Source organism: Natrinema sp. CRL1, assembly GCF_059162405.1.
In genome coordinates this window covers 19935-45790 of sequence record NZ_JBLVOY010000001.1, presented here as the reverse complement: position 1 = coordinate 45790, position 25856 = coordinate 19935, and the positions used below count along the sequence as shown (strand labels likewise).

The 25856-nt window shown below is 65.9% G+C and carries 30 protein-coding genes; 16 read left to right on the top strand and 14 right to left on the bottom strand.

All coding sequences use genetic code 11. The features are described from left to right. The first annotated feature begins 4 nt into the window (after positions 1-4). The gene (locus ACJYUO_RS00285; protein ID WP_494343424.1) at positions 5-460 is read left to right on the top strand and encodes a DUF2267 domain-containing protein; all 456 of its coding nucleotides are present in this window, start codon (positions 5-7) and stop codon (positions 458-460) included. A gap of 34 nt (positions 461-494) precedes the next feature. Here ACJYUO_RS00285 and ACJYUO_RS00280 read toward each other — a convergent pair whose 3' ends face one another. Next, the gene (locus tag ACJYUO_RS00280) at positions 495-1394 is read right to left on the bottom strand and encodes a glycosyltransferase family 2 protein (RefSeq protein WP_494343423.1); all 900 of its coding nucleotides are present in this window, start codon (positions 1392-1394) and stop codon (positions 495-497) included. A 51-nt stretch (positions 1395-1445) separates the two neighbouring features. Continuing rightward, a complete protein-coding gene (locus ACJYUO_RS00275) occupies positions 1446-2153 on the bottom strand; it encodes a class I SAM-dependent methyltransferase (RefSeq protein ID WP_494343422.1) in 708 nt (235 codons plus the stop codon). Positions 2154-2392: 239 nt separating this feature from the next. Between ACJYUO_RS00275 and ACJYUO_RS00270 the strand changes: the two genes are divergently transcribed. The 3 genes from ACJYUO_RS00270 to ACJYUO_RS00260 all read left to right on the top strand — a co-directional run bounded on the left by ACJYUO_RS00270 (position 2393) and on the right by ACJYUO_RS00260 (position 4353). Continuing rightward, on the top strand, positions 2393-2674 hold the full coding sequence (locus ACJYUO_RS00270) for a MarR family transcriptional regulator (RefSeq protein WP_174680617.1): 282 nt from the start codon (positions 2393-2395) through the stop codon (positions 2672-2674). Between the two features lie 119 nt (positions 2675-2793). Next, positions 2794-3648 carry an MBL fold metallo-hydrolase gene (locus ACJYUO_RS00265; RefSeq protein WP_494343421.1) on the top strand — a complete coding sequence of 285 codons (855 nt, stop codon included), beginning with the start codon at positions 2794-2796 and terminating at the stop codon, positions 3646-3648. A 30-nt stretch (positions 3649-3678) separates the two neighbouring features. Then, entirely contained in the window at positions 3679-4353 is a 675-nt protein-coding gene (locus ACJYUO_RS00260) for a YkgJ family cysteine cluster protein (RefSeq protein WP_494343420.1), read from the top strand. A 184-nt stretch (positions 4354-4537) separates the two neighbouring features. Here ACJYUO_RS00260 and ACJYUO_RS00255 read toward each other — a convergent pair whose 3' ends face one another. Further along, a complete protein-coding gene (locus tag ACJYUO_RS00255; protein WP_494343419.1) occupies positions 4538-4951 on the bottom strand; it encodes a TRAM domain-containing protein in 414 nt (137 codons plus the stop codon). A 148-nt stretch (positions 4952-5099) separates the two neighbouring features. After that, on the bottom strand, positions 5100-6827 hold the full coding sequence (locus ACJYUO_RS00250; protein ID WP_494343418.1) for a radical SAM protein: 1728 nt from the start codon (positions 6825-6827) through the stop codon (positions 5100-5102). A gap of 275 nt (positions 6828-7102) precedes the next feature. Between ACJYUO_RS00250 and ACJYUO_RS00245 the strand changes: the two genes are divergently transcribed. Further along, a complete protein-coding gene (locus ACJYUO_RS00245) occupies positions 7103-8482 on the top strand; it encodes a winged helix-turn-helix transcriptional regulator (RefSeq protein WP_494343417.1) in 1380 nt (459 codons plus the stop codon). Positions 8483-8487: 5 nt separating this feature from the next. Here the strand turns inward: ACJYUO_RS00245 and ACJYUO_RS00240 are convergent, their stop codons facing one another. Further along, the gene (locus ACJYUO_RS00240; protein WP_494343416.1) at positions 8488-8814 is read right to left on the bottom strand and encodes a HalOD1 output domain-containing protein; all 327 of its coding nucleotides are present in this window, start codon (positions 8812-8814) and stop codon (positions 8488-8490) included. A gap of 148 nt (positions 8815-8962) precedes the next feature. Between ACJYUO_RS00240 and ACJYUO_RS00235 the strand changes: the two genes are divergently transcribed. After that, a complete protein-coding gene (locus ACJYUO_RS00235; protein ID WP_444719925.1) occupies positions 8963-9121 on the top strand; it encodes a DUF7559 family protein in 159 nt (52 codons plus the stop codon). Between the two features lie 206 nt (positions 9122-9327). Beyond that, on the top strand, positions 9328-9858 hold the full coding sequence (locus ACJYUO_RS00230) for an Hsp20/alpha crystallin family protein (RefSeq protein WP_494343415.1): 531 nt from the start codon (positions 9328-9330) through the stop codon (positions 9856-9858). 16 nt (positions 9859-9874) lie between these two features. Here ACJYUO_RS00230 and ACJYUO_RS00225 read toward each other — a convergent pair whose 3' ends face one another. After that, positions 9875-11059 (bottom strand): NAD(P)/FAD-dependent oxidoreductase, encoded by a 1185-nt coding sequence (locus ACJYUO_RS00225; protein ID WP_494343414.1) that lies wholly within the window; start codon positions 11057-11059, stop codon positions 9875-9877. Between the two features lie 438 nt (positions 11060-11497). Next, complete coding sequence (locus ACJYUO_RS00220) at positions 11498-11791, bottom strand: DUF7521 family protein (protein WP_494343413.1); 294 nt, start codon at positions 11789-11791, stop codon at positions 11498-11500. Between the two features lie 150 nt (positions 11792-11941). Between ACJYUO_RS00220 and ACJYUO_RS00215 the strand changes: the two genes are divergently transcribed. Continuing rightward, positions 11942-12214 (top strand): CDGSH iron-sulfur domain-containing protein, encoded by a 273-nt coding sequence (locus ACJYUO_RS00215; protein ID WP_494343412.1) that lies wholly within the window; start codon positions 11942-11944, stop codon positions 12212-12214. Between the two features lie 59 nt (positions 12215-12273). On the opposite strand, the gene ACJYUO_RS00210 is transcribed toward ACJYUO_RS00215, so the two are convergent. The 3 genes from ACJYUO_RS00210 to ACJYUO_RS00200 are packed head-to-tail and all read right to left on the bottom strand — an operon-like array spanning position 12274 to position 15810. Further along, complete coding sequence (locus ACJYUO_RS00210) at positions 12274-14784, bottom strand: heavy metal translocating P-type ATPase (RefSeq protein WP_494343411.1); 2511 nt, start codon at positions 14782-14784, stop codon at positions 12274-12276. A 1-nt stretch (position 14785) separates the two neighbouring features. Continuing rightward, a complete protein-coding gene (locus tag ACJYUO_RS00205) occupies positions 14786-15583 on the bottom strand; it encodes a sulfite exporter TauE/SafE family protein (RefSeq protein ID WP_494343410.1) in 798 nt (265 codons plus the stop codon). Between the two features lie 14 nt (positions 15584-15597). Then, the gene (locus tag ACJYUO_RS00200) at positions 15598-15810 is read right to left on the bottom strand and encodes a DUF8131 family protein (protein ID WP_494343409.1); all 213 of its coding nucleotides are present in this window, start codon (positions 15808-15810) and stop codon (positions 15598-15600) included. A gap of 100 nt (positions 15811-15910) precedes the next feature. Between ACJYUO_RS00200 and ACJYUO_RS00195 the strand changes: the two genes are divergently transcribed. Genes ACJYUO_RS00195 through ACJYUO_RS00180 form a run of 4 tightly spaced genes read left to right on the top strand, consistent with a single transcriptional unit; the run spans position 15911 to position 18862 of the window. Then, complete coding sequence (locus ACJYUO_RS00195) at positions 15911-16123, top strand: hypothetical protein (protein ID WP_494343408.1); 213 nt, start codon at positions 15911-15913, stop codon at positions 16121-16123. Further along, positions 16120-16926 (top strand): cupredoxin domain-containing protein, encoded by an 807-nt coding sequence (locus ACJYUO_RS00190; RefSeq protein WP_494343407.1) that lies wholly within the window; start codon positions 16120-16122, stop codon positions 16924-16926. Before ACJYUO_RS00195 ends, ACJYUO_RS00190 begins: the two co-directional genes overlap by 4 nt. After that, positions 16913-18652 (top strand): b(o/a)3-type cytochrome-c oxidase subunit 1, encoded by a 1740-nt coding sequence (locus ACJYUO_RS00185; protein ID WP_494343406.1) that lies wholly within the window; start codon positions 16913-16915, stop codon positions 18650-18652. The genes ACJYUO_RS00190 and ACJYUO_RS00185 overlap by 14 nt, the downstream gene beginning before the upstream one ends. Beyond that, a complete protein-coding gene (locus tag ACJYUO_RS00180) occupies positions 18653-18862 on the top strand; it encodes a CbaC protein (protein ID WP_494343405.1) in 210 nt (69 codons plus the stop codon). Positions 18863-18922: 60 nt separating this feature from the next. Here the strand turns inward: ACJYUO_RS00180 and ACJYUO_RS00175 are convergent, their stop codons facing one another. Both ACJYUO_RS00175 and ACJYUO_RS00170 read right to left on the bottom strand, forming a co-directional pair. After that, the gene (locus tag ACJYUO_RS00175) at positions 18923-19969 is read right to left on the bottom strand and encodes a mannose-1-phosphate guanylyltransferase (RefSeq protein WP_494343404.1); all 1047 of its coding nucleotides are present in this window, start codon (positions 19967-19969) and stop codon (positions 18923-18925) included. 1 nt (position 19970) lies between these two features. Further along, on the bottom strand, positions 19971-20282 hold the full coding sequence (locus ACJYUO_RS00170) for a DUF7091 family protein (protein ID WP_494343403.1): 312 nt from the start codon (positions 20280-20282) through the stop codon (positions 19971-19973). 115 nt (positions 20283-20397) lie between these two features. Here ACJYUO_RS00170 and ACJYUO_RS00165 point away from each other — a divergent pair, with 115 nt between their 5' ends. The 3 genes from ACJYUO_RS00165 to ACJYUO_RS00155 all read left to right on the top strand — a co-directional run bounded on the left by ACJYUO_RS00165 (position 20398) and on the right by ACJYUO_RS00155 (position 23536). Next, entirely contained in the window at positions 20398-21288 is an 891-nt protein-coding gene (locus ACJYUO_RS00165) for a dihydrodipicolinate synthase family protein (RefSeq protein WP_494343402.1), read from the top strand. A gap of 669 nt (positions 21289-21957) precedes the next feature. Beyond that, on the top strand, positions 21958-22890 hold the full coding sequence (locus ACJYUO_RS00160) for a replication factor A (protein ID WP_494343401.1): 933 nt from the start codon (positions 21958-21960) through the stop codon (positions 22888-22890). A gap of 1 nt (position 22891) precedes the next feature. Then, positions 22892-23536, top strand: a complete 645-nt coding sequence (locus ACJYUO_RS00155; protein WP_494343400.1) for an RPA family protein — start codon at positions 22892-22894, stop codon at positions 23534-23536. A 61-nt stretch (positions 23537-23597) separates the two neighbouring features. Here the strand turns inward: ACJYUO_RS00155 and ACJYUO_RS00150 are convergent, their stop codons facing one another. Next, positions 23598-24269, bottom strand: coding sequence for an alpha/beta hydrolase (locus ACJYUO_RS00150; RefSeq protein WP_494343399.1), 672 nt, complete (start codon positions 24267-24269; stop codon positions 23598-23600). Then, a complete protein-coding gene (locus tag ACJYUO_RS00145; protein WP_494343398.1) occupies positions 24266-25228 on the bottom strand; it encodes a VOC family protein in 963 nt (320 codons plus the stop codon). The genes ACJYUO_RS00150 and ACJYUO_RS00145 overlap by 4 nt, the downstream gene beginning before the upstream one ends. 139 nt (positions 25229-25367) lie before the next feature. Between ACJYUO_RS00145 and ACJYUO_RS00140 the strand changes: the two genes are divergently transcribed. Then, complete coding sequence (locus ACJYUO_RS00140) at positions 25368-25784, top strand: DUF8146 domain-containing protein (protein ID WP_494343397.1); 417 nt, start codon at positions 25368-25370, stop codon at positions 25782-25784. The last annotated feature ends 72 nt before the right edge of the window (positions 25785-25856 follow it).

Sequence of the window (25856 nt, the reverse complement as noted above, 5' to 3'; positions counted from 1 at the left end):
GACCATGAGCACGAGCTATACCGACTTCATCGGCGAGATACAGCACCGAATCGAAGCCGGGACCCAAGCCGAGGCCGTCCGAACGACGCGAGCAGTCCTCGAGACCCTCGGCGAGCGCGTCGGGGAAGGCGGCGCGACGGACATCGCGAGCCCGCTCCCGATGGAGATCGATCGGCACCTCTTGGCCGCCGATCACGGCCAGACCTACGACTACGATGCGTTCGTCGATCGCGTGCTCGAGCGGCTGAACTACGAGGATCTGGCCCTCGACGCGTCGTACGGACGACCGGCGAACGTCGACCAATCAGAGGCGGTCTACCGGATCAAGGCCGTCATCGACCTCGTCAGCGAACGGGTCCCCGGCGGCGAACTGGCCCACGCCGAAGAGCAATTGCCCGAGGAGTTCAGGGACATGTTCGAGTTCGTCGACGCCGAGACGAAACCGTGGGAAGAGGCCTGACGGTCGCCGTCGCGGTGAAATCGGGGCCGGTCAGTCAGCGCCGGTCGTAGACCCGGACCGCCCGGTCGTGTCGCGTCGAGAGCCCGTTTGGATTTCGCTTGCTCGAGCGATCGGCATAGCGGGCGCGGACGCCGTCCCAGAGCCCGCGCGTGACGTTTGCGGCGACGTCGGTTCCGTCTCCTACCCACCCCGTCGGCGTCGCCTCGCCCGACGCCAGCCGGCGAACGCCGCTGAGGCCGTCCCGAAGCGCGCTCCCGGCAGTCCGGGCGAGGACGGCCGGCCGCAGGCCGTAGTTCTTCGCGAGTCGGTAGGACAGCGACCGGTAGGTCGCCCCCCAATCGGGGTCGGCCCGGCCGCCGTCGGTCCCGACCTCACAGCGGGCGGCCATCGTCGCCGACCACGACACCTCGTGGCCGAGTCCGGCCACGCGGTGGGCACAGTCGCGTTCGCTTTCCTCCTCGAGATACTCGTCGAAGCCGTCCAGGGACTCGAGGATAGACCGTTCGAACGCGACGTTGTCGCCGTGAAAGAGAGCGACCGATCGACCGGCGACCCGCCGCGGAGACTGCAGGTCCGCGCCGACGGGGCCACCGGTCACGGGGCCGGTGACGATCGGTGTCTCGTCGCCGATCGACTCCTCGATTGCGGCGTACCAGCTGTGATCGATCGCGTACTCGCCGTCGAGGAAGGCGACGACATCGCCGGTCGCGAGCTCGAAACCAGCGTTCCGGGAGACGCTCGCGTTTCGTTCCGAAATCTCGACGAGGACGTCGACGTCGTCCCGCTCGCGAACCACGCCGGTCGTCCCGTCCGAGGAGGGGCCGTTGACAACGATGACTTCCGTCGATGCCGGCGTCCGCTCCGCGAGGGCGTCGAGACACGATAGCAATCGCTCCCGGTCGTTGAGCGTCGAGACGACTACCGAGAGCTCCATACGCCCCGATAGGAGCTCCTGATAGTAAATAGATGGGATTCGAAACGAGTCTCAGCGGACCTGCGCGTTCCAGTACGATACCGACGCGAAATGGTCGGTGATCGGCAACTCCCCGACCGCGTTATCGAGCGCGCGCAGCGGCGACGCGAGTCCGTTCGGGATCGATCGGTACAGTCCGTACGGCAGGAGGAAATCGTCCTCGACGTCGACGAGGGTCAAATCCGTCTTCGCGAGGAGGACCGCTACTTCGCTCTTCGAGTAGAGCCGCGATCCCATCGGGAGCGCCCAGTTGTAGACGCTCCGCGTCGAAAACCGGTTGAACGTATCGAAGACGATCTGATCGCGGGAGACCCGGCGCATCTCTTCTAAGAACGCCTCCGGATCGTCTGCGAGGTGGAAAAACCGCATTGCGACGACGGTATCGAAGTGGTCGTCCGGAAACGGCAATCGCCCCGCGTCGCCGCGGAGGAACTCGAGTGTCCCGGCCAACTCCGCGTTCTGGGCCTTCCGCCGTCCCTGCTGTAGCATCGCCGCCGAGATATCCAGTCCGACGACGTCGGCACCCTGATGGGCCAGCATGACCGTAAACCGCCCGGTACCACAGGCGATCTCGAGGACCTTCCGGTCCTCGACGGGCATGATGGCCTCGAGGACGGCCTTTTTCTCCCGGCGGTCGATCAGCTGTCCGCCCTGGGAGAACCGCTTGTCGTCGTACTCCTCGGCGATATCGTCGGCTTGGTACCACTCCTGTCCTTTCACACTGGGCGAATCTACTGTTGTGATAGGATAAAACGATACTGGAGTCCGCTGGCGATTCCGTCCCGGCTACGGATTTGCCCCGACTCGGACCGACACCCGTCAATTTCGACGCTGGATACCACCGAAACACGGGGGTAAAAGTTCTGTGTTAATACCTCATTCATACACCTTATACAAACTGCATTATTCGTATCCACATATAGGGAAGCTTTACCATCACCGATTCCGCTCTCGTAGGTATGAGCATGAGTACAGCCGAGGACCGTGGCGCTGCCGCCGAAGAAACCCTCTCGGAGGACGAATACCGCGATCGGCTCCGGGATCTGCCGCCGAGCGCGAAACTCGTCGCGAAAGTCCTCGAGACCGATTCGCCGCTCTCGCAGGGCCAACTCGCCGAGGAATCGCTGCTTCCCGACCGCACCGTCCGCTACGCGCTCAACCGACTCGAGGACGTCGGCCTCGTCGGCTCTCGGTACAGCTTCCGAGACGCACGCAAGCAGGTGTACTTCCTCAAGCACTGAGCGGTCGAACCGATCCAGCGGCGAATCGATCGCGTTTCGCGACGGGTGGGACAGTCGTCACGGTCACGGGGGGCCGGGGCCGTCGATATTCACTTTTTCGCTCGGTCGCATGTCCACGTATGGATCTCGTTTCCCGGTCGCTTCCAGTCGCGACGCGTGCCCCCGGCGGCGAAACCAACGCCTATCTGCTCCGAGCGTCGACGCCGGCGACTGCTGACGGAGAACACCAACGCCCAGAATCCGATCCCAAGCCGGCGGTTCTCGTCGACCCGGCGGCGCGTACCGACGACCTCGACCGGCTGGTCCGCGACCACGCCGTCGAGCACATCCTCATCACTCATACCCATCCCGATCACGTCGGTGCCGTCGACGCCTACGCCGCCGAGACCGGTGCGACGGTCTGGGCTCGGTACGGTCGAACCGAGCGGTTTCGCGACGCGACGGGCTGCGAGCCGGACCGGACGTTCATCCCGGGAACGACGATCACACTCGAAGGAGAGCGCGTTCGCATCCTCGATGCACCGGGCCACGCGCCGGACCACGTCGCACTCGAGGCCGGCCGCGACGGCCCGATCGTCTGTGGCGACTGCGCCGTCCGCGAGGGCAGCGTCGTCGTCGGCGCGCCCGAGGGCGACATGCGCGCGTACGTGACGACCCTCCGACGGCTGTGGGCGATCGACCCGCCCGCACTGTTCCCCGGCCACGGCCACGAAATCGACACACCCCGTGCAACCCTCGAGCGACTGCTCTCCCACCGAGCCGAGCGCGAAGCGCGGGTGCTCGAGGCGGTCACTGCGGGAGCCGAGACCCTCGAGGATATCCTCGACTCGGCCTACGAGAAGGACCTCTCGGGGGTTCGCGACCTCGCGCGGGCGACGATCCTCGCCCACCTCGAGAAACTTGCCGTCGAGGGGCAGATCGAATGGGATGGCGAACGAGCGACGCCAGGAGCGACCGCGGGCGCGGACGACTGACTTTTCCGCGTCGACCGCGTCCACTGCGGTGTGCAATCGCTCGACGCCGAACTCGAGGACGCCCGCCGACTCGCCATCGACGACCTCGCGGACGCGATCGAGTCGATCGGCTTCGAGTGTACCCGCTGTGGGGCCTGCTGTACGGGCGAAGCCGAGGACGATCACACCGCGACGGTGTTTCCGGACGAAGTGCGTACTCTCGAGGAAAGCGACGAGTACGACGGCGACTACGACTGGCGCGATGTCGCTCGACCCATGCCCTACGGACTCTCGGAGACCGAGGCGGGCGGCCTCGAGGGCGAGACCTTCGAGTGGGCCCTCCAGACCGACGACTGCGGCGACTGTACCTTCTACGAGGAAGACGAGTCGGGCACAGGTGCCTGCGCCGCACACGGGGATCGCCCGCTGATCTGTCAGACCTACCCGTTCAGCGTCGCGCTCGCGGGGACCAGCCAGCCGATGGGCGAAGCAGTCGACGAAGCAGGCGTTGTCCGCGCCCACGAGTGCGAGGGGCTCGGCCGCGACATCTCCCGCGAGGACGCCGAGGAATTGGCTCGAGCGCTGAAAGAACGGGCGGTTCGAGAACTCGAGGAGGCCATCGCGGTCCGGGATAAGTACGAACCCGCGAGTCCGGACTCCGGCGAGGTCGTCGTCCACGACTCCGAAGGCGCGAAACGGGTAGACGGGACGCCGCTCGAGGAATGACCAATCACTTCGGTTCGAGCAACGAAAGCTTCTCAGGAGCGGTCATCGTACGGCGCGCGAAGCGCGCCGTTTCACCGAGCGCGAGCGGCGCTCGCGCTCGGCCTTTTTTGGCCGAGGTTTTTTGCCGGGGATTGAGGCCGGCGTCTTCGACGCCGGCCGATGTCCCCGGCAAAAAAGGTCGTTTCTAGAACGTGTCTTCGATGATCTCGCCGACCGCGAAGTTCGACTTGACCTCGGTGACTTCGATTTTGACGCGTTCGCCGACGTCGGCACCCGGAACGATGATGACGTAGCCGCGTTCGACGCGGGCGATGCCGTCGCCCTGTTTGCCGATGTCTTCGATCTCGACGTAGCGCGTCTCGCCGACGTCGACCGGCGGCTGGGGCTCCGATGGTGCGCTCTGGGGTGTCGCCGTCGTCGAGGCGTCCTCGTCGCTCGCGACCTCATCCTCGCGCGAGATGAGCGCGACGCGGTAGACCTCGCCCGGGTCGATGTCGCCGGTCTCGACCTCTTGACGTGGTACCTCGATGACGTATCGATCCTCCTCTTCCGAAACGTCCGTACTGAACAGACACAGCAGTTTTTCAGATATTTCCACAGGCAGACCCTCGATTTCACCTCTGACTGCCCTCCATAATAGAACTACCGACACCGTGCCGTCGATTGACGGGGAAATCCTCTTGGGATCGCGCGAACGGGCACCGCCACGGTCGGTTACGGGGTAGCCGTCCGATTAGATGTTTGGCTTAGTCTGCCGGCTCGAGCGGTCGCGTCGTCATGAACTGGGAGAGATCGAACTCGGTCCCGAGATCGGCGTCGGCGATCGCCTCGTAGGGCCGGTTGACGACGATGTCGCCGGCGGTGCTGTCGCCGATACCGGGGATGGCGGTGAGTTCGTCCATCGAGGCCGCGTTGAGATCGAGCGGGTAGGGGACGCCAGTTACCGAGCGGTAGCCGTGGTCGACGACGGCGACATCGATCGTCCGGCCGAGTTCGCGTTTGCCCGGAATCCCGACCAGCAGCGGGTAGGTGCCGAGCTGGCGGCCGAAGGTCTTGCCGTCCTGATGGTACTCGAGGTGGACGTTCTGGAGAACGGTCCCGGGCGGGGCGACCCGCTCGAGCATCGGGTTGTCGATCTCCTCGCGGACTTGTTGCTTGTACTGTTTGAACAGCTTCTTGTGGTCTCTGGCGATCTCGGCTCCGGTGTCGGACATGTCGGTACCGTCGAAGGCCATTACCTGCCGGATGTTGATCCGGCGGAGCATGTAGCCCTCGTCGTAGACCCGCTGGAGGAACTCGCGGTTGCGCTCGTAGGTCTCCTCGCGTTCGCCTTTGAGCCCGTGGAGGAGGTTGATTCCGGGGAGGAGCTTCGGCAGGTGACGCGATGCATCGTCGCCGAAATTCGGTGCCGAGTCCCTGTCCCCGTCCGGTCGCCACCCCGCTTCCTCGTTGACGATTCGGACGGCCTCGAAACACTCCTCGGCGCTGACGTTCAGATTGTTCTCCTCCTGGACGACCGGATCGGCCGACTCGAGCCCGAAGGCGGCCGTGTCGCCGGGCGTGTTGTGCTCGGCGATGATCCGGATCCCCTCGCGGCTCTGTTCGGGCCACTCGACGATCGTGATGGGGTTCATGTTGTCCAGATGCAACGTCTCGAGGTCGGGAGCGACCTCGCGGATGCCGCTGTAGAGCTGGCGCAAGGCGTCGGGGTTCGGTGCCTCGCCGTCGCCGCCGTAGGCGAGAATGTCGGCCTGTCGACCGATTCGGAAGTGTTTCACCCCGTAATTCGAGAGCGCGTCGACCTCGCCGACGACCGTCGGCGGCGGCCGGAACGAGGGGTTGCCGTAGAGCGGTTCCGTACAGAACGAACACCGATACGCGCATCCGCGGGAGGTCTCGAGCTCGCAGATGAGGTATTCCGGATGGTTGGGATGCTGTTCGACGATGAACGCGCCCTCTCGGGCCCACCGCGAGACCTCGTCGAGGTCCCGCATCCGGTTGTTGAATCCCTCGAGGCCGCTCTCGACCAGATCGTAGACGGCGGCCTCGACGTCGCCTTTGGCGACGAAATCGAAGTCCAGATCCTGCCGTTCGGTCTCCGTCGCGCCGGCGTTTTCGTCGCCGACGCCGAACTTGACGGGGCCGCCCATCAGGCTCGTGCCGTTGGCGGTCCAGGCCAGTTTACGGACCTCGTCGGGTTCAGCGGGCGTGCCGCCGACGTACTTGCCGGGAACGGTCATGCCGCCGAGGTAGAGCAACAGGTCGGCCTCGTCGACATCTCGCCAGTAGTCGGGCTCGTCGCGGAGTCGATCGATCGTGTGATACGTGATCTGCTCGCGCGGGACGCCCGCGTCAACGAGCGCGCCCGCCGCGTACCGCGGGTACGTCGAGATATACGGCGGCACCCCGAAGTGAGCGGGCTCGTCGACGTAGCCGTCGACGATCGTCACCGACAACGTCTCGGGGTCAGTCATGGCTCCCGATAGCGCCTCGAGCGATAAAACGGTGACTACACGCCGTCGATCGATCGTTCCGAGCCCGAGGCCGCTGTCCAGCCAGCTCGAGGAAGGCGACTGCAATAATTTAATGGACGAAGCGTTCAATTATCGTGAATAACTGGAAGAAACGCCGCCAGTCCCTCCCGCTGGTCATCACGCACTGAGCCGCGGCGCTCTGCCGTTCGATTCGCCCCCAATCCGCTTGCCCGCGCTGGCGACCGCGAGTCCACCACCGATCGATGTCTCGAGCCATGACCCGGAACACGACCGTTCGCACGGTGCTGTGTGCGAGTCTCGTCGTCGCACTCGTCGCGACGACGTTCACCGCCGGAGCCGCGGCAACGGTCACCGCCGGGCCCGAACACGAGACAGTGACAGCCGACTCGAGCGCGACTCAGTCGGTACTGGCAGTACAGAACGACTCTGACGATCCGGACGACCCTGACGATCCCGATGATCCCGATGACTCGGACGATCCGGATGGGACGACCGAGACGAACGATACCACCAGTTCTGACGATACCGACGGGACGACTGATACGAGCGATACCAGTGACCCGGACGATCCGTCTGATACGAGCGATACCAGTGACCCGGACGATCCGGCCGATACGGATGATCCAGATGACCCGGACGATCCGGCCGATACGGATGATCCAGATGACCCAGACAATCCGGATGATCCCGACGACTCCGACGACTCTGATGACCCAGATGACCCCGACGATCCGGACGATCCCGATAACTCGGACGACGTAAACGAGACCGAAAACTCGACGAACACCACCGAACCCGCCGACTCGGGGGACTCGAGCGGCGGGACCGAACCAGAATCCGACGGCTATCGTGGGGGATCGACGGCGAGTGACGGTGGCGGAAACGGCTCCGCTGTGGCCGCAGACGACGGGGAAGCGACCGACAACGAGAGCGAAGCGGCTCCCGAGGAGTCGTCACAACAGGGAGCCAGCATCGCGCTCGCGACCCTGCTCACGGCGGCGGCCGCCAACGCGTCGTCGGTCGGGACCGCGACGGCCGTCGTCGGCCAGTCGTCATCGCTGCAGGGGACGGTTCGCGTAGCGGCGACGGCCCTCGAGCGGGCGGGCTCCGACGGCGGGTGGCGATACCTCGGTACGCTGTTTCGCTACAGCCGGTTCGACGATTCCGATCCGCTCGAGCACGACTCCCGGCGGAAACTCTATCGAACGATCGCGGACGATCCGGGGATCAACCTCTCCGCGGTCGCGGCGGCGACCGACGCGTCACTGTCGACGGTCCGACACCACCTCCGAATTCTCGAGGAGGAAGGGCTGATCGATTCGGAGAAGGTCCGCGGGGAGCGCTGTTACCGTCGCGCGGATACGACCGACGATATCGATATCGCGCTCCAGACAGCACTCGAGAAGCAGGCGACCCGCCGGATACTCGAGACGCTAGCCGAGCACGGGCCGGCACAGACGACGACGCTGGCCGACGAGTTGGACCGGGACCCGAGTACGGTGACCCACCACCTCTCGACGCTGTCGGACGACGGACTCGTCGTCAGGGACCGAGACGGGTCGGCGGTCATCACCCGGCTCGCCCCCGGCGTCGAACGCAGCCTCGAGCGCCGAGAGTCGGCATCCGCGGACTGAAAGTATTACTGCTCCGTCGTCTCGAACGATGCCGGCCGAACGACGAGTTCGCCGTCGCTATGGACGACGACGGTGAAGTTCCGGAAGGCGATCCGAACGCAACTACCGGCCGGGCGCGGGCCGGCAGCGGTCGGTTCGAACAGCGAATCCAGCGCGTCCGGGTCGACCCGGTCGTGGACGGTCTCGGTTTCGGCGAACTCGAGAGCGGGGATGGCGTCGATGACGGTGACGATGGCGACCGTCGTCGATTGCGACGCCGTCCACTCCCGGGAGACGTGATACGTTCCGTCGGCCGGGTTGCGCTCGATCGGCGGGCTGACTGAGTCGGACATGTCGAAGCGATTAGCCGAGCGTGCCATATGGGTAGGGACAAACGCGTCCAAACAACCGGTCGGCAGACGGACGATCGGAACGCGGTCGATCCCTGCAGTCATCGTGGGTGAAGCCAATGTTGATTAGTTCGGCCCCCCAAGGGCCGATATGCCGCCGACGGAAGAGATCGTCTGTACCGACGAGGATTGTTTTCTCGACATCTTCGAGAACCACTACACGTACGACGTCCCCGACGATTTCGGCGTCTCGGAGCTGTCGTGTCCGGTCTGTGGGGGGACCGACTGTCTCGAGCGGGTCGAACTCTGACCGGTGCCCGTCTCCGCTCTCACACCGTCGGGACCCAACTGGGAACTGACGACTTCGTCAGACGTTTCTTTTGAACCGGGCGAAAGGGATATGAACAGGGCTGACATAGCCGCCTGTACGGCCATCTCTGCCATGTACTGTCACGCCCCCCTCTCGGTCCCCACGACCCCCGCCCGCGCCGCACGCGCCGCTCGAGGTGAGGCCCCGTGAGCCTCAAAGATCTCGGGAAATCGGTCGGCAGCACGCTCTACCGTCAGATCGGCCGCGCGAACGGCCGCGTCCAGAACCACCGATCGCTCCCCGTCGATATCCTCGAGACCGACACCTCGTATCGCGTCGTCTTCGACGCCCCCGGCGCTGAACCGGACGACGTGCAGGTCCGCTATCTCGAGGGGAACATCAAGATCCGCATCGACCGGTTCCGCCAGTTCCGCGAGGGGTACGAGATGCGATTCCCCGGCCGCGGAATGTCGCTGAACGGCGAAGCTGAACTCCCGACCGACGCCGTCGTCGACCCGGACGCCGGAACGGCTCGACTCAGCGAAACGGGCACGCTGAGTGTCGAACTGCCGAAAGACTCGGCGGTCGACGACGCCGATCGGACCGGCGCGCCGGACGGTCTCGAGGCGGATGGCGACGCTGACTCGAGCTCCGAGGCTGAGACGAACGATCGGACCGAATCAGCTATCGAGCAAGAAACGGAGACGGACACGGAACCGGTCGCCGTCGAAGACTGACCCGAAGGCCACCGCCTCAGTCCCGGTCGAGGGCCATCCCTTCGACGACATCGAACGACTCGTCGCCGTCGAACCGCGTCGGATCGAAGGCGTCGATCCCCGACCCGCCGAGTATTTCTTCCGCGAGTCGCGCGCCGATTGCCGGCGCGCGCATGAAGCCGTGGCCCTGGAATCCGGTCGCGACGTACAGCCCTTCCTCGATCCGTCCGACCAACGGGTCCCGGTCCGGCGTCGCCGTACAGAGGCCGGCCCACGCCCGCTCGAGGTCCCCGTCCGCGACCCCCGGAACCCGATGTGTGATTCGCTCGAGGAGATCGTCGGCGAACGTCGGGTCCGCGTCGCGATCGTACGCGTCTGGATCGGCCTCGCGTTCCTCGGTGCCGTCGCCGGCGAGGACGCCGTCGGCGTGGGGCCGCAGATAGAAGTCACCGCTCGCGTCGTAACACATCGGTTCCGCGAGGTCGGCGTCCGCGACGAGCGCCTGCACGCGGTAGGGTTTCATAGCGATCGAGATGCCCGCGTCCGCGAGCAGCGCCCTCGTTTGCGCACCGGCAGCCACGAGCACCGCGTCGACCTCGCTGGTCTCGCCGTCCGGATGGACGACCCGCGGCGGATCGGTCCGCACCGCGACCGGGGTCTCGGTCTCGAGGGTCGCACCGGACCCGGTCGCCGCAGCCGCGAGACAGGCCGTGTATTTCGCGGGATCGGTGTAGCCCGCCGCGCCGGCGATACCCGCCACGGCGACGTCGTCAGTTCGCAACGCGGGGAACCGATCGGCGAGCGCGTCGGCGTCCATCTCGAACGCGACGATCTCGTTGTCCTGCATGCGACGGACCTGTTCGCGGATGGCGTCGGCCCGGTCGGCGTCGCCCTCGCGGGCGAGCCAGACGTAGGGACACTCGACGAACGGGAAGGTGTCGTCCCCCGAGAGTGCGCGGAACCGCTCGATCGCGTCGCTGGCGATTTCGGCGTCGAGCCCGTCCGCAAAGGCGTCGTAGCAAATCCCCGCCGCCCGCCCGGTCGCGTCGCTCGCGACGGTGTCGCGATCGTAGAGGGTCACGTCCGCGCCCTCGCGTGCGAGATCGTAGGCCGCGGTCGCGCCGACGGCCCCCGCGCCGACGACCGCCACCTCGAGGCCCGCACCCTGGTCGATGAAGGCGTCCGCGCCGACGGCCAGCTCGGGCTCGTCGGATCCGCTCATGGCCGATCACTCGCCGGGGCGGGTCGGTGGGAGCGACTCGAAACGCGACTTCTGGGCGTCCTCGCGTCGTCGGGGTCGGCGTGCATAGTCCCAACTCGAGCCGGGGCCTACTTACCTGTGGGTGGTTACGGCGCGGAATGTACTGCCACGGCTCGAGCCGAGTCGGGTCGAAGTCGGACGGCTCTGACTGGCCATCGGCCGTGCAGTCGTCAGTCGGACGGAAGGAAGGGGGAAGGGGAGGGGTACGACGGCAGGGACGAGCTCCATGGTTCAGTGCCGTCTGTCCTGCCGTAATTCGATAAATCACGGACGAACGCATACGACTGTTCCCAAAACGATTTGGGTCACCCGAGATCCGGAGTCAAGACATCCCCACGGGCCCGGTCGAAGCGAGGACCGAACCGCAGTCCCGGTCTCACTCGAGGACGCAGGCGCGACTTACGTGATGTACAGCGAACGCGCGATCACGAGGAAGCCGGCGAGCACTAACAGGCTCTCGAGCAAGACACCGGTCATCAGCGGCACGGCGAGGAGTTCGTACAGCATACCGGCCAGTACCAGTCCGAGAGTGACGAGACCGAACCCGAGCGAGAGGTAGCCAAGCGCCGGCTGTCGCGTGCGCTGATAGGCCTTGTACGCGAAGAACGTAATCACGCCGCCAACCATGAGCACGAGCGTCTTGACGACCGCGAGCGCGATCGCCGTCGACATTGCCTCGGCGTGAAACGACATCTCTGTTCTCGTTTCGATATCCAAGACCCGAACCAAGAACCTTGCCGTTCCCAGAAGGTGTGATATATGTCAGCTTCTCACTCGTCGTGGTTCGCGCCGCTTGCCACCGCGAGCGAAGGGTTTTGCAGTCGGCGACCGGAGAAACGTCCGATGACACGACTGGTCGAACTCGAGGAGACGGGTCCACGCAAACTCGAGCCGTCGGATATCGACGACGAGAAGGGGGATATCGCGGTCTGTCGGTGCGGACTCTCTGACTCGTTTCCGTTCTGTGACGGGAGCCACCGGCGGACCTGCGACGAGGACGAGGGCACGACGTACGTCTACGAGAACGGCGATCGGCGGGAAGTCGAACGGATCGTGACGAGCGACGACGGCGATGGTGCGGATACGACGGACGCGACCGACACAGCGGACGACTAGATCAAATCGAAGCTGCAGTCGTCGACCAGCCGATGAAGCCGCGGTCGGCGATCGGCCGATCAGATCGACCGCGCCGAGTTACAGACGACGAGTGCACTGCTCGCCGCCATCGCGGCGGCGGCAAAGAGCGGGTTCAACAGCCCGGCGACCGCGAGTGGGATCGCGACCGCGTTGTAGGCGAACGCCCAGCCGAGGTTCTGTCGGATCCGACGGTGGGTCCCCGTCGCGATAGCGAGCGTCTCGGCGACGGCCGCCAGGTCATCGTCGACGATCACCGCATCGGCTGCCTCTGTCGCCAGTTTCGTCCCGCCGCCCATCGCGATACCGACATCCGCGGCGGCCAGCGCAGGGGCGTCGTTGCTTCCGTCGCCGACCATCGCGACCGTTCCGCGCGCTCGAAGCCGGTCGACGGTTTCTGCTTTCGCCTCCGGCGGAACGCCGGCGAAGACCTCGTCGACGCCCTCGAGTTCGCGAAATCGCTCGGCCGCCGGCCCTTCATCGCCGGTCAGGACGACGATTTCACGACCCGCGGAGAGCGTCTCGAGTGCGTCCTCGAGGGCTGCGCGCCGCGAGTCGCCGACGGCGATTGCGCCGCGGACCCGCCCGTTCCACCCGACGGCGACCGGAACGCGGCCGGCGGCGCGGACCTCGTCGATTCGGGACTCGAGGGCCGTGGGAACAGTCATCCCACGCTCGCGGCAGAAGTCGGGGTGGCCGACGGCGACGCGCTCGCCGTCGACGAGTCCGCTGACGCCCCGATCCGCGCGCTCGAAGCTTTCGACAGTGCTCGCGGTCGGGCTGTCAGCTGTGGGGGCATCCGCCGCAGCGTCTTCGGTTGCTGGCTCCGAGGCGGCGTCGGCGACGGCTTCCGCGATCGGGTGCTCGGAGAGCACCTCGACCGCGCCGGCACGGGAGAGGAGTTCGTCAGCACCGGTCTCGTCCGCATCGGCGGGATGGACCGCTTCGACGGCCATCGTCCCCGTCGTGAGCGTTCCGGTCTTATCGAGGACGACGGTGTCGACGTCAGGAGCGTCCTCGAAGATCGTCTCCGCGGCGACGACGATCCCGCGCTCCGCGGCGGTCCGAATTCCCGCGGCGATCGCCAGCGGGGTCGCCAGCCCGAGCGCGCAGGGACAAGAGACGATGATCACCGTCAGACCGACCAGCAGGGCCGTCGACGCGCTCGAGTCGGTCGCGAGCAAGACGGCGGCGGTTCCGACGGCGAGGGCGACGACCAGCGGGACGAAGACCGTCGCGAGCTTGTCCGCGAGCCGCTGGACGCCGGGCCGGGCGCTCTGGATCGACCAGAGCAGGGAGACGAGTCGGTCGAGCGTGCTCTCGGCTTCGTCGCCGACTTCGACGACGATCGGCGCGTCGGTGACGACGGTCCCGCCGCGGGCGAAGTCGCCGGACTCCTTCTCGACGGGGAGGGATTCACCGGTCACGAGCGATTCGTCGATCGCGGCGGTCCCCTCGGCGATCTCACCGTCGAGGGGCACCCGCTCGCCGGAGCGCACGAGGAGCCGGTCGCCGGGCTCGACGGCCTCGAGCGGCACCGTCTCGCCGTCCTCGCGGCGGGCTTCATCGACCTGCCGTTCGGTCAGCTCGGAGAGGAGACCGGTCGCGCGGCGCTTGACCGCCCGTTCGTAGTGGCCGCCCGCGGTCACGACGAGGACGATCGCGACGGTGATGTCGAAGTAGAGGTGAGACTGGCCGAGCACCGTCGCGACCGCGCTGTAGCCGTACGATCCCAGCGCGGCCGTCGCGACGAGCAAGTCCATGTTCGGCCGGCCGGCACGGAGGCTGACGAACGCGCCGCGGAGGATGGGGAATCCGGTATAGAACAGGATGAACGACGTCAGCAGCCAGATGTTCGCCGCGAGGAACGCCCCGTCGTAGCCGCCGAAGTCGGCGACGGGCTCGTAGCCGAAGTAGGTCGGGTAGAGAAAGAGGACGTACCACACCATCACCATCATCCCGAAGAACGCGCCGAGCAAGAGCGCGGCAACGCTGTCGTCCGCCCCCTCGTCGTCGGCGTCGGCCGATCGGTCGGTCGCGGTGTAGCCGTGGCCGGAGACGAGGTCGGGGAGGTCCGCGGCCGTGATCCGGTCGGGATCGTAGGCGATCCGGATCGTATCCGTCGCGTAACTGGCCGTCGCGCCGAGGATTCCCTCTTCGCGCTCCGCGGTCGCCTCAAGGAAGGCCTCACACGTCGAGCAGTGCATTCCCTCGACCGACAGGAAGGCGTCCTCGCCGTCGAGATCCGCGAGGTCGGGGCTGCGTTCCTCGCTCTCACCCTGCTGGCCGATCCGGGAGCGCAACGCCGACTCGTCCGGCGCGTCGTCGGCCGTCTCGAGGGTCCGAGCCACCTCGAGACAGCCCCGACAGCAAAACGAGCCATCGGCGTCGGGGTCGGTAACCGGATCGGCGGGGGTCGGCAGGTCACAGAGGTCGCAGGTATCGGCGTCGGTCGCCGCCCCCGGATCCGTCTCGGGAGCCGGACGCGCCGAGACGGCGGGCTCCGGCGTCGGTGCAGACGAGTTCGCGGTCGGCTGCGGGTCTCTGCTCATGTTAGAGTTGTGCGAACGGGATCGGCGGATGCGGCAGGTGAACGCCGTACAGCATCAGTCCGTGCGAGAGGGGAATGTAGCCGAGGACGATGAACGCCGCGCCAAGCCCGCGGTGAAGTCGCACGCGCGTGTCGGACTCGAGCGCGGTCAAGATCGTGCCGTAGGCGAACAGCGTCGGTATCGTCCCGACTCCGAGCGCGGCCAGCGAGAGCGCGCCGCGGGTCGGCGATCCGAGCGCGAACGCGTAGAGATAGGCCGGATAGATGATCGGACACGGCATGAACCCGTGAACCGCACCGAGCGCGACGATCCCCGGCGAGGTCGCGAGGCGGTCGATCCGGCTCGAGAGCGCGCCGGAGACGCGGCGAAACAGCGAGCCGACGACGGGGAGGCCATGACCGGGAACGGCGGTTTTCCCTCGCAGGTAGTAGCTGCCGCTCACGATGATCGCGACGCCGACGAGGATGCCGATCGCGCCCCTGACGCCGTTGCCGACCGCGGCGACGGTCTCGCTCGAGGCGATGGTCGCCGCGCCGAGCAGGCCGAACAGGCCGCCGATGGCCGCGTAACTCGCCGTTCGCCCGAGGTTGAACAGTGCGTGCTGGCGGACCTCGAAGGCGGAGAGGGCGTCCTCGCGGCGCTTTTCGCTTGCGGCCCCGATCCGATCGGCGTAGGTCGTCACCAGCGGACCGCACATGCCCAGACAGTGCGCGCCCGCGAACAGGCCGACGACGACGAGGACGAGCAGGTCCGCGTTCTCGAGGCCGGCGGACGAGAGCGCGAGGGGAACTGTCGTCATCGAGAGCGTGGGCGTCAACTCGCTGTGCCGCTCCTGTCGTGGTCGTGGCCGTGCCCGCCCTCGACCGGGGACATGGCGACGTACAGCGATCCGTAAATGAGCAGGAGGTTGATCCCGCTGACGACGCCGGCGAGCACCGAGTTCGTAGCCGCATAGACCAGTACCGGAACGAACGCCACCAGTCCGATGGCAGCCGCGTGTCGCGGCGTGACAGACTCGAGAGTCATACGCGCCACTGAGCGGGCTGACGGCTTAATACCCCACGGACTTCCCAATTGGCGGGAAATACGACTGGTCGTAAGTCCTCACTCTTCCGTACCCTCCTGTATGGCTTCGGCAACAGAAAGGCAGGAGACCGATCGAGTTCGGGAGATCGGTCACGACGAGTACGATCCCGTCGGCACGGCGATCTTGATCGGGATCTACTTCTTGATACTGGTACTGCTCTGGCTGTTCATGTACTTCGTGGAGTTCCTGGGCAACGGGCCGACCGTGGTCGGGGCGCTCCAGCCCGTTCTGTTGGGGGTGGGGCTGGCATGAACATTCACACGTACGAAAAAGTGTGGCTGGCCGCGGCGATGGTGTTGATCGTCGGCTTCATCGCAACGATTACCTACGGTGCGGTCGGCCCCGGCATCGCGATGATCGACGACGGCGGCGGGGACATCACGCCGAGCGAGATCAACGACGACGAACGCTTCGCCGAGCCCGGCGTCGAACACGTCGGCGACAACGAGTACGAAGTCGCCGTCGTCGCGCAGGCGTGGTCGTACACGCCGGAGCAAATCGAGGTGCCGGCAAACAGCGAAGTAACGTTCTACGTGACGAGTCGGGACGTGACACACAGCTTCTCGGTCGTCGGAACGAACGTCAATACGATGGTCATCCCCGGGCAAGTCTCGGAGATGACCGTCCGGTTCGACGAACCGGGCGAGTACGGCATCCTCTGTAACGAGTACTGCGGCGAGTATCACCACACGATGGAAGGGAAACTGACCGTCGTCCCCGAAGACGAATTCGACCTGACCGAGCTGTCGGTCGAGGCTCCCGACGAGGTCGACGCGGGCAACGAGACGACGATCACCGCGAACGTGAGCAACGGCATGCAGGACGACCTCGAGACGACCGTCGCACTCGAGATCGGCGACCAGCAGTCCGAACGAGACGTTACGGTGGCCGGCGACAGCACCGAGCAAGTCGAGTTCACCGTCGACACCGCCGACCTCGGCGAGGGCGACCACGACTGGACGGTGACCGTCGACGACTACGAGCAGAGCGGGACGCTCTCGGTCGTGACAGACGGCGGCAACGAGTCCGCCGACGGAGGTGATGGCGATGCGTAACGCCTACGTCGACCAGTTCCCCTCGGAAGCGCGGCTGATCTCGGCGGCGTTCTGGAGTTCCTTCCTCGCGCTCGCGATCGGCGGCTCGCTCGGCCTCGTGCAGGCGCTCCACCGAACCGATTACCTCCGCTTTATCGACTCAGCCGACTACTACACCGTCCTCACCGCCCACGGCGTGTTGCTGGCGATCACGTTCACGATCTTCTTCCTCGTGGGCATCTTCACGTGGGCGGTGACGACAAGCCTCGATCGCGGCCTCGAGGACCTGCGCTTTAGCTGGGCGTGGTACGCGATGATGGTGGTCGGAACGGTGCTGGTCGGGGTCTCGATCCTCGGCGGCGTCGTGGATTCGATCAATATGCAAGCGGACGTGCTCTTTACGTTCTACGCGCCGCTGCAGGCCCATCCGGCGTTCTACGTGGGACTGGTGCTGTTCGTCGTCGGAACGTGGCTCGCCGGGGCCGACTGGTTCCGGACGTGGTGGGCCTGGCGCGCGGAGAACCCCGATGAGCGGATCCCGCTGCCGACGTTCATGACGCTGACGACGACGCTGTTCTGGTACCTGTGTACGCTCGGCGTCGCGCTGTCGATTCTCGTGCTCCTATTGCCGTGGTCGATGGGGATCGTCGATTCGGTCAACCCGCTACTGACCCGGACGCTGTTCTGGTACTTCGGCCACGCCGTCGTCTACTTCTGGCTGATGCCGGCGTACATGATGTGGTACATCATGTTGCCGAAGCTCTCCGGCGGGAAGCTGTTCAGCGATCCGCTCGCGCGGGTCGTCTTCGTGCTCTTCCTCCTGCTGTCGACGCCGACGGGGATCCACCACCAGTACCTGGACCCCGGCATCGCTGAGGGATACAAGTTCATCGCGATGACGAACACGATGTTCCTCCTGTTGCCCAGCCTGCTGACCGCCTTCACCGTCGTCGCGAGCATGGAACACGGCGCGCGCCAGCGCGGCGGCAAGGGCTATCTGGGCTGGCTCAAGGCCCTTCCGTGGCGGGATCCGGTCTTTACCGGCATGGCGCTCGCGGGCCTGATGTTCGCCGCGGCCGGCTTCTCCGGCATGATCAACGCCGGCATGAACATCAACTACCTCGTCCACAACACCTGGTGGATCGTCGGTCACTTCCACCTCACTGTCGGGACCGCCGTCGCGCTGACGTTCATGGCCGCGGCCTACTGGTTCGTCCCGCAGGTCACTGGTAAGGAACTGTGGAACCGCTCGCTCGCGTTGGGGCAGGTACTGCTCTGGTTCGTCGGCATGACGTTCATGTCGAACGCGATGCACCGCTCCGGGCTGTTCGGCATGCCCCGGCGGACCGCCGAACCGCAGTACCAGAACTTCTCGTTCGAACCCGCCGCCGGGACCGTCGGCGAGATCAACGCACAGGTCGCACTGGGCGCGGCGTTGCTGACCATCGCGCTGGCCATGTTCCTCCTGAACATGGTCATGACCTCCATCGGAAACTCGAGCGACGCCATCCCGGACAACACCTACGCCGGGACGCTCTCGGGTCCCGAGGACGCGCCGGTCGTCCTCGACAACCTCAAGCTCTGGACCGCGATCGCGACCGTCCTCGTGGTCTTCGCGTACACGCTCCCACTCGCGAGCATCATCGACGCCGGCGGCCTGTTCGGCCCCGGCATCGACGGCTTCCAGCTGACCATCGGAACCGACCCCGCGATCGTCCTCGAGTCCGTCCGAGAGGTGATCCCCTAGATGCGAATCTCGCCGGGCGCACTACTGGTCGTCATCGCCGTCCTCGTGCCGTTCGTCGTCGAATTCCGGACGGCGCTCTCGTGGTTCGGAGTCGAACTATCCGTCCTCGAGTCGGTCGCGCTCGCCGGTGTGGTCGTCCTCGGACTCCTGATCTGGGCGATCTGGCCCCAGAACGGTGGCGACGAGATGGGATCGGCCGACTCGAACTAGCGGAGGAGAGCGGCTACTCGCGTTTTTTGAGCGGAGAGACGAGGAACACCTGCATCGGTCTCAGAACAGATCGCGCTCGCGCAGTCGAGTGACCGCGTCCCGGACCCGCTGTGAGGAGTCTCGCGGCGCGACGAGAATCCGATCGTCGTAGGCGGCCACGATCAGGTCCTCTACCTCGAGCAAGGAGACGTGAGCGTCGGGGGCCGCGACGACGTTGTTCGCGGCGTCGATCGAGAGGATATCCCCAGCGACGGCGTCGTTCGCTGTGCCTCCCGCTTCGTCGGCATCCGACTCGAGGGTTCGGCCGACGGCGTCCCACGTTCCGAGGTCGTCCCACGCGACCGACAGCGGGGTGACGAAGACGTCCGTCGCGCGCTCCATAATCGCGTAATCCACGCTGACGGGGTCGACCGCGTCGAAGCCGCGGTCCGGGTCGCCGGCCTCGAGCGCCTCGACCAGCGGGGCGAGCGGCGAGTCCCGAGCCGCGTCCAACAGCGCGCCGGGCGTCCACGCGAAGACGCCGGCGTTCCAGTACGCGCCGGCGTCGACGAGTCGCACCGCGTCCTCGCGGTCGGGTTTCTCGGTAAAGCGCTCGACCGCGGCGTAGTCAGCGCCGGAGTCGCCATCGGGACTGCTCCCCGAGGGGACGACGTACCCGTAGCCCGTCGACGGCCGCGTCGGCTCGACGCCCAGCGTGACCAGCCCGTCCGTTTCGACCGCGATTTCGGCGGCGCGCTCGAGTCGGGTCGCGAACGCCGCCTCGTCGTCGACGTGGTGGTCGCTGGGAAGGCAGACCAACACCGGCTCCCGGTCGAACCGCTCGCGGAGCCGCCACGCGGCGTAGACCAGCGCCGGGCCGGTGTCCTTGCCGTCGGGTTCGACCAGCACGCCCGCTTCGGGTGCGTGGCCGTGGATTTCGTCGGCAAAGGAGTCTCGAGTGAGCACGTAGCGCTCGTCGGCGAAGGCCGTGCGATCCATCGTCCGGGAGAGCAGCGAACGCTCCTCGCCGAGCGCGAGAAACTGTTTCGGGCGGTCGCCCCGGCTCGCGGGGTAGAGTCGGCTGCCGATGCCGCCGGCGAGGACGCAGGCGATGATCGGCCGGTCCATCTTACCACGTCTCGATGCGCCCGGCGCGGACATCCTCCGCACAGCCTTCGCAGTCGGGATGGCCCGCCTCGTAACAGGCCGGCCGGTACTCCGCGTCGAGTTTCGCCGCGCGCTGTTCGGCGTAGCGTCGGCAGACGATCTTCGCCCGGCCCGCCTCGTCGGATGGCAGTCCGCGGGCGTTCTTCGCGACTTCGTAGGAATCGCGGGCTTCCTCGAGTTGCTCGTCGGTCGATCTGCGGAGCTCTTCGAACTGCTCGCCCGCCTCCTGGAGCGTCGAACGGAGGAACCGCTCGAGTTGACGCCGATCCGCCATTGGGCCATCGTTCGCCCGCCGGACACATATACTGTTGGCCGTGGGCGGTCGTGGGATCCACCGAGCGTGTGACACCGATGACAACGGTTTTGCCCGGGTAGCCGAATCCACGGACATGGCTATCCGCGATTCGCTCCGAGGGATCACCTGTCCGCTGGTGACGCCCGTCGACGACGGAGAGATCGACGAGGACGCGCTGGTCGACCTGCTCGAGCACCTCCACGAGGGCGGCATCGACGCGGTCTTCCCCTGCGGAACGACCGGGGAATTCCCGTCGCTGACGGCCGACGAGCAACACCGCGTTCTCGAGGCGACCGTCGAGCACGCCGAGGTACCTGTCGTCGCGGGAGCCGCCGCGACGAGTGTCACCGACACGGTCGCTGCGATCGACCGCGCCGCCGAAGCCGGTGCCGACGCCGCCGCAATCGTCGCGCCGTACTTCATCGCCGCGAACGCACCTGAAGGGAACCAACGGTTCTTCGAGGCCGTCCTCGAGGAGGCGTCGCTCCCCCTCCTGCTGTACAACATCCCGCAGTGTACGGGCCAGCGAATCGAGCCCGAGACGGTCGCCGCCGTCGCGGACCACGAGCGGGCGCTCGGGATCAAGGACTCGAGCGGCGACCTCGCGTACTTCCTCTCGGTGCTCGAGGGGGCGCCTGATGAGTTCCTCTGTCTGCAGGGCTACGACGCCCTGCTGGTGCCCGCACTGCGAATGGGTGCCGACGGCGGGGTCAACGCGCTGTCGAACGTCATTCCCGAGATCATGGGCGAGGCGTTCGAGCGAGCCGGCGACGAGCGCGGGCGGGAGCTACAGCGCGACGCAATCTCGACGCTCTTCGAGGCGTGTACGACCCACGGCTTCGCCCCGGCGGCGAAGACCGCGCTGGCCGAGCGGGGGATCATTCCCAGCGACGACGTTCGGCCGCCGCTCGTCGCCGTCGACGACGCGGGCACCGAGGCGATCGGCGACGCGCTCGAGTCGGCGCTCGCGGTCGGCGAGCAGTAGCGATAGTGAGGGCGTAGAAGTCTTCATACGGAACCGATCACAGCCAATTTTTCGACGAATTGACTAACGAATAGGCGTGCCCTGGCCATACATTTCTCTCTACAGAGAGGCGAAAATACCCGCACCCCATTCGATCCATATCACCCAGATTGCGCCGATGACTGCCATAGCGTTCAACCCCAAGATAGCAATCGCAATGATACCTTCCGCGTTCATGGCCACGGTTCTGTCCCGCACGCAATTCAATAAAACAACGACTCGCTCATGCACGCCCGTCGCCCGGATACCGAGCAGGGACAGTGAGTTTAGCCGAGTCTGAGACAAATTAAAACAGTAGTCACCACACTTCTGTCACCCGTACCGATCGATTTGTCGATTCCAAGGGAGCTGTCGTGCGGCGGATCCCATGGCAACGTTCCAACGGTACCAATTGAAACAATTTACACCCGGTCGTACGGCGGCTGTATGATCGGGTACGTATCGGCTCTCAGTTGGTGTCGAATAGATCGACCGCGCCGATATCGATCACGAGACCGGAGGCCCCCATCGCCGCCCGCTTGCGGTTTCTTTCGCCGGCGTTCACTTTCGCTCCGGTGGCGGTACTTTAAATACTATCGGGCGCGAACGGACGTATGCCTCCCAGTGAAACCAAAGAGGAGGCGAGACACAATGAGCGACGTAGGACAACACGCGGACGATATCCACGAGCAGTTTTCGGACCACCTCGACGACGTAAGCGTCGAGGACGTCGAAGAGCGCCTGACCACGCTCGTCGACGAATACAAAGTACCGATCGACGAGGCGCGCCGGAGCGTCACCAACCACTACCTTGAGGAGGCCGGTCTCGAACGAGAGGACATCTCGAGCGGCGACAGCGAGGCGGCAAACGTCGAGGACGTCGACGAGCCCGAGGAGTGGATCGACCTCACCGCCAAGGTCATCGAACTCTGGGATCCCCGCAGCGACTCGGTCGCACAGGTCGGCCTGCTAGGCGACCCGACCGGGACGATCAAGTTCACCAAGTGGGCCAAATCCGATCTCCCCGCGCTCGAGGAAGGCGGGGTCTACGAGCTTCGCAACGTCGTCACCGACGAGTACCAGGGCCGGTATTCGGTCAAACTCAACTCGACGACGGTGATCGAGGAACTCGACGAGGATCTCGAAGTCGGCAACGACACCAGCGAGATCGAGGGCGCACTGGTCGACATGCAAAGCGGCAGCGGGCTGATCAAGCGCTGTCCGGAGGAGGGCTGTACCCGTGTCCTCCAGAACGGTCGCTGTAACGAACACGGCGAGGGCGAAGGCGAGTTCGACCTCCGCATCAAGGCCGTCGTCGACGACGGCATCGACGCCCACGAGGTCATCTTCGACAAGGACGCCACCGAGGACCTGACCGGACTGAGCCTCGAGGAGGCAAAGGACATGGCGATGGACGCGCTCGATACGACCGTCGTCGCCGACGAGATCGCCGATGATATCATCGGCACCTACTACCGCATCGAGGGGCCGACGTTCGGCCGCTACGTGCTGGCAGACGACGTCGAGGAACTCGACGGGCCGGCCGATCCCGAGGAACTGCTGATCAAAGCGAGGTCGATGTGAAATGAGCCAGTCAGAACTCACCCGCGAAGTCGCCCGCCGCGTCTTCGCATCGGAATTCAACGATTCGACGTACACCTTCAAAGAGAGCGACGACGAGCGCGCGCCCAATTACGCGCTGCTCCCAACCGGCGACCGGGCGAATCGCGTGTTCGTCGCCGGCACCCTCACCGAAACCGAAGACGTCGGCGACGACAGCGAGTACTGGCGCGGCCGGGTCGTCGGCCCGACTGGGACGTTCTTCGTCTACGCCGGCCAGTACCAGCCCGAGGCCGCCTCGGTCCTGCGTGATACGGAACCGCCGGCCTACGTCTCCATCGTCGGCAAACCCCGCACCTACGAGACCGACGACGGCACCGTCAACGTCTCCCTGCGACCCGAGTCTATCGCGGTCGTCGACGACGCCACCCGCGACCGCTGGGTCGTCGAAACCGCCGAGCGAACCCTCGATCGCATCGAGGCCTTCGAGGCGTGGGAAGCCGAGCAGGAAGCGCCCGAAAGCGGCTCGACCGCACCAACCAACGAGTACGCCGAGATGGCCCGCGAGCGCTACGACTCACCCGTCGTCAACTACCGCAACGACGTGATTCAGGCGCTCGAGAGCCTCGAGACCATCGACGCGAACGACGATCCGGAAGCGACGGTCTGAATCCGCACCGGCTGCACTCGTTATCTTTGTTTTCGAACCGCGAGCGACTGTGACGCCGGCTCTATAGCAGGGCTTCGAGCATCGCGCCGATCGCGTCGAACTCGTCGTCAGTGACCTCGTGGCCCACGTCGGGATAGCACCGTTCGTCGACCGCGGCGTCCGCTCGCTCGAAGACGCGGACCGTCTCGGAGACCCGTTCGCGGTCGGCATAGGGATCGGCCGCACCGTAGCCGACGAGGACCGGCGTCCCCTCGAGCGAGCCGTCGATCGCGGTCGAACGGAGTTCCGCGTCCGAACCGGGAAGCTGTCCGGAGAGGACAGCGAGTCCGCCGTAGCGGGCTGGACTGCGTCGAACGAACTCTGCGGCGACGCAGGCACCCTGTGAGAAGCCCGCGATGACGGTCCGCTCGGGCGGTACGTCGATGGCGCGGGCTTGCTCGAGTGCGGCCGCGACGCAATCGATGCTCGAGGTGAGCCACGGTTCGTTGTCGGCTCGCGGCGCGGTCGACGGTTTCGGATACCACCGGCTTCGCTCCGCGTGGGGCGCGATGACGGCGACGCCGTGCCGTGTGACTGGCTCCATGAGGTTGATGACGCCCTGTGCGGTCGCGCCGCGCCCGTGACAACAGACGAGCGCCGCGTCCGCGGCCAGTGCGGGCGCACCGGCGGTGCGCAGCGGCCGGCCGGCGTGGGGTCCCGAGACGGCGTCCATCGGTCGATTCGAGTCCGTCATAGCGTGTCGTCGTCACCGTCAGCCGACGGAACCGTCAGCGCCGGGAGCTGGCTCTCGATCAAGTCGCGGTCTCGTTCGAACCAATCGGGCAAGTAAAGCGACTCGCCGGGTTCGTTCTCCCCGTCGTTCGCCGCGACGCCGCCGGTTTCGGTCGCCAGTTCGAAGAGGATCCCGCCCGGTTCGCGGACGTACAACGAGTGGAAGAAGTGCCGGTCTTTGACCCGGGAGACGTTGTAGCCGCGGTCGTCGAAGAGTTCCCGCCACTCGTGGAGGTCGTCCTCGCGTTCGACGCGGACCGCGACGTGATGGAGCGTTCCTTGGCCTTCGCGGCCGAATTCGGCATCCCGATCGAGGACGTCCACGACGGTCGCTCGCGATCCGGACGCGCGATACCGGATTCGGTTGTCCTCCTCCCCGTCGTGTTCGAACCCCAGCGTCTCGAGCGTCCCCGCGGTCGCGTAGGGGTTGACCGACAGCGTCGACACGCCGTGGAGGCCGCAGATGGCGCGATTCGTCGGGACGGGGCCGGCGGTCCACGGCTCGATATCAGTCGGTACCGGCGGGCCGGCCACGAGTTCGACCCGCGTGCCTGCGGGGTCCTCAAACCGCAGTACTCGCTCGTCGAATCGCTCGAGCGGGCCCTCGACCGCGACGTCGTGACCTGCGAGTCGGGTGTCCCAGTACGCGAGCGACTCGGCCGGGACGACGAACGAAACCGATTCGATCTGGGGCTTGCCCGCCCGGCCGGGATCGCCGTGCGGGTCCGGGAAGTGCGTGAGGACCGTCCCCGGCGTCCCGTTCGCGTCACCGAAGTAGAGGTGATGTTGCAGGATGTCCTCGAAGTTGACCGTCTGCGTGACGAGTCGTAGGCCAAGGACGCCGCTATAGAAGTCGATCGCCTCCTGTGGGCCCCCGACGATCCCCGTCACGTGGTGGATTCCCGGCGTATCGGACAGCATTAGCCGTCAATTGGGTCTCGAGATGGATAGCCTGCCGGGTCGGGTGCCGAGTCGGGTCGGTCGCGAGCCACCTCTCACCGATCGACTCCCTGTCGTCTGACAAATGGTTAAGTGTCGTGAACGACGACTAGGGGTATCGATGGGGAACAAAAACAAGACCATCTCGTTTCGGGTCAACGAGGACGCGTTCGAGGCGCTGCAGGCGATCGCCGAAGAGCGCGACATCTCGCTGTCCGCGGTCTTCCGAGACTACGTCGACCAACTCGTCGAACACGACGGGCAGGTCGAAGTCGTCCCCGAGGACGACCTCGAGGCCCGAACCAGCGACGACGGAGAGGACGTCTCGTTCCCGCCGACCGTCGAAGTCCCGAAGCAGTTCGTCCGCGAACACGAACGACTCGAACTCGAGGCCGAGCATCTCCGGGAGCAACTCGACGAGTACAAGGGCTACGTCAACGACTTGCAGGACCGACTCGAGGACGAGGAAGACGAGGTACTGTTGCTCGACGAGTTAGACGACGAGGAATCGTACCAAATCGGTAGCGACCGGCGATAATTGCACGGGATACCCAACGCTTGCAAAACCGTCTCGCGCTGTGAAACCCCGACCGCTGGTGACCGCTCACGA

Excerpts from the sequence above, each read along its gene's own strand:
- ACJYUO_RS00285 (WP_494343424.1), top strand. The coding sequence starts at position 5 with ATGAGCACGAGCTATACCGACTTCATCGGCGAGATACAGCACCGAATC.
- ACJYUO_RS00280 (WP_494343423.1), bottom strand. The coding sequence starts at position 1,394 with ATGGAGCTCTCGGTAGTCGTCTCGACGCTCAACGACCGGGAGCGATTG.
- ACJYUO_RS00270 (WP_174680617.1), top strand. The coding sequence starts at position 2,393 with ATGAGCATGAGTACAGCCGAGGACCGTGGCGCTGCCGCCGAAGAAACC.
- ACJYUO_RS00265 (WP_494343421.1), top strand. The coding sequence starts at position 2,794 with ATGGATCTCGTTTCCCGGTCGCTTCCAGTCGCGACGCGTGCCCCCGGC.
- ACJYUO_RS00250 (WP_494343418.1), bottom strand. The coding sequence starts at position 6,827 with ATGACTGACCCCGAGACGTTGTCGGTGACGATCGTCGACGGCTACGTC.
- ACJYUO_RS00245 (WP_494343417.1), top strand. The coding sequence starts at position 7,103 with ATGACCCGGAACACGACCGTTCGCACGGTGCTGTGTGCGAGTCTCGTC.
- ACJYUO_RS00240 (WP_494343416.1), bottom strand. The coding sequence starts at position 8,814 with ATGTCCGACTCAGTCAGCCCGCCGATCGAGCGCAACCCGGCCGACGGA.
- ACJYUO_RS00235 (WP_444719925.1), top strand. The coding sequence starts at position 8,963 with ATGCCGCCGACGGAAGAGATCGTCTGTACCGACGAGGATTGTTTTCTC.
- ACJYUO_RS00225 (WP_494343414.1), bottom strand. The coding sequence starts at position 11,059 with ATGAGCGGATCCGACGAGCCCGAGCTGGCCGTCGGCGCGGACGCCTTC.
- ACJYUO_RS00220 (WP_494343413.1), bottom strand. The coding sequence starts at position 11,791 with ATGTCGTTTCACGCCGAGGCAATGTCGACGGCGATCGCGCTCGCGGTC.
- ACJYUO_RS00215 (WP_494343412.1), top strand. The coding sequence starts at position 11,942 with ATGACACGACTGGTCGAACTCGAGGAGACGGGTCCACGCAAACTCGAG.
- ACJYUO_RS00210 (WP_494343411.1), bottom strand. The coding sequence starts at position 14,784 with ATGAGCAGAGACCCGCAGCCGACCGCGAACTCGTCTGCACCGACGCCG.
- ACJYUO_RS00205 (WP_494343410.1), bottom strand. The coding sequence starts at position 15,583 with ATGACGACAGTTCCCCTCGCGCTCTCGTCCGCCGGCCTCGAGAACGCG.
- ACJYUO_RS00200 (WP_494343409.1), bottom strand. The coding sequence starts at position 15,810 with ATGACTCTCGAGTCTGTCACGCCGCGACACGCGGCTGCCATCGGACTG.
- ACJYUO_RS00195 (WP_494343408.1), top strand. The coding sequence starts at position 15,911 with ATGGCTTCGGCAACAGAAAGGCAGGAGACCGATCGAGTTCGGGAGATC.
- ACJYUO_RS00190 (WP_494343407.1), top strand. The coding sequence starts at position 16,120 with ATGAACATTCACACGTACGAAAAAGTGTGGCTGGCCGCGGCGATGGTG.
- ACJYUO_RS00185 (WP_494343406.1), top strand. The coding sequence starts at position 16,913 with ATGGCGATGCGTAACGCCTACGTCGACCAGTTCCCCTCGGAAGCGCGG.
- ACJYUO_RS00180 (WP_494343405.1), top strand. The coding sequence starts at position 18,653 with ATGCGAATCTCGCCGGGCGCACTACTGGTCGTCATCGCCGTCCTCGTG.
- ACJYUO_RS00175 (WP_494343404.1), bottom strand. The coding sequence starts at position 19,969 with ATGGACCGGCCGATCATCGCCTGCGTCCTCGCCGGCGGCATCGGCAGC.
- ACJYUO_RS00170 (WP_494343403.1), bottom strand. The coding sequence starts at position 20,282 with ATGGCGGATCGGCGTCAACTCGAGCGGTTCCTCCGTTCGACGCTCCAG.
- ACJYUO_RS00165 (WP_494343402.1), top strand. The coding sequence starts at position 20,398 with ATGGCTATCCGCGATTCGCTCCGAGGGATCACCTGTCCGCTGGTGACG.
- ACJYUO_RS00160 (WP_494343401.1), top strand. The coding sequence starts at position 21,958 with ATGAGCGACGTAGGACAACACGCGGACGATATCCACGAGCAGTTTTCG.
- ACJYUO_RS00155 (WP_494343400.1), top strand. The coding sequence starts at position 22,892 with ATGAGCCAGTCAGAACTCACCCGCGAAGTCGCCCGCCGCGTCTTCGCA.
- ACJYUO_RS00150 (WP_494343399.1), bottom strand. The coding sequence starts at position 24,269 with ATGACGGACTCGAATCGACCGATGGACGCCGTCTCGGGACCCCACGCC.
- ACJYUO_RS00145 (WP_494343398.1), bottom strand. The coding sequence starts at position 25,228 with ATGCTGTCCGATACGCCGGGAATCCACCACGTGACGGGGATCGTCGGG.
- ACJYUO_RS00140 (WP_494343397.1), top strand. The coding sequence starts at position 25,368 with ATGGGGAACAAAAACAAGACCATCTCGTTTCGGGTCAACGAGGACGCG.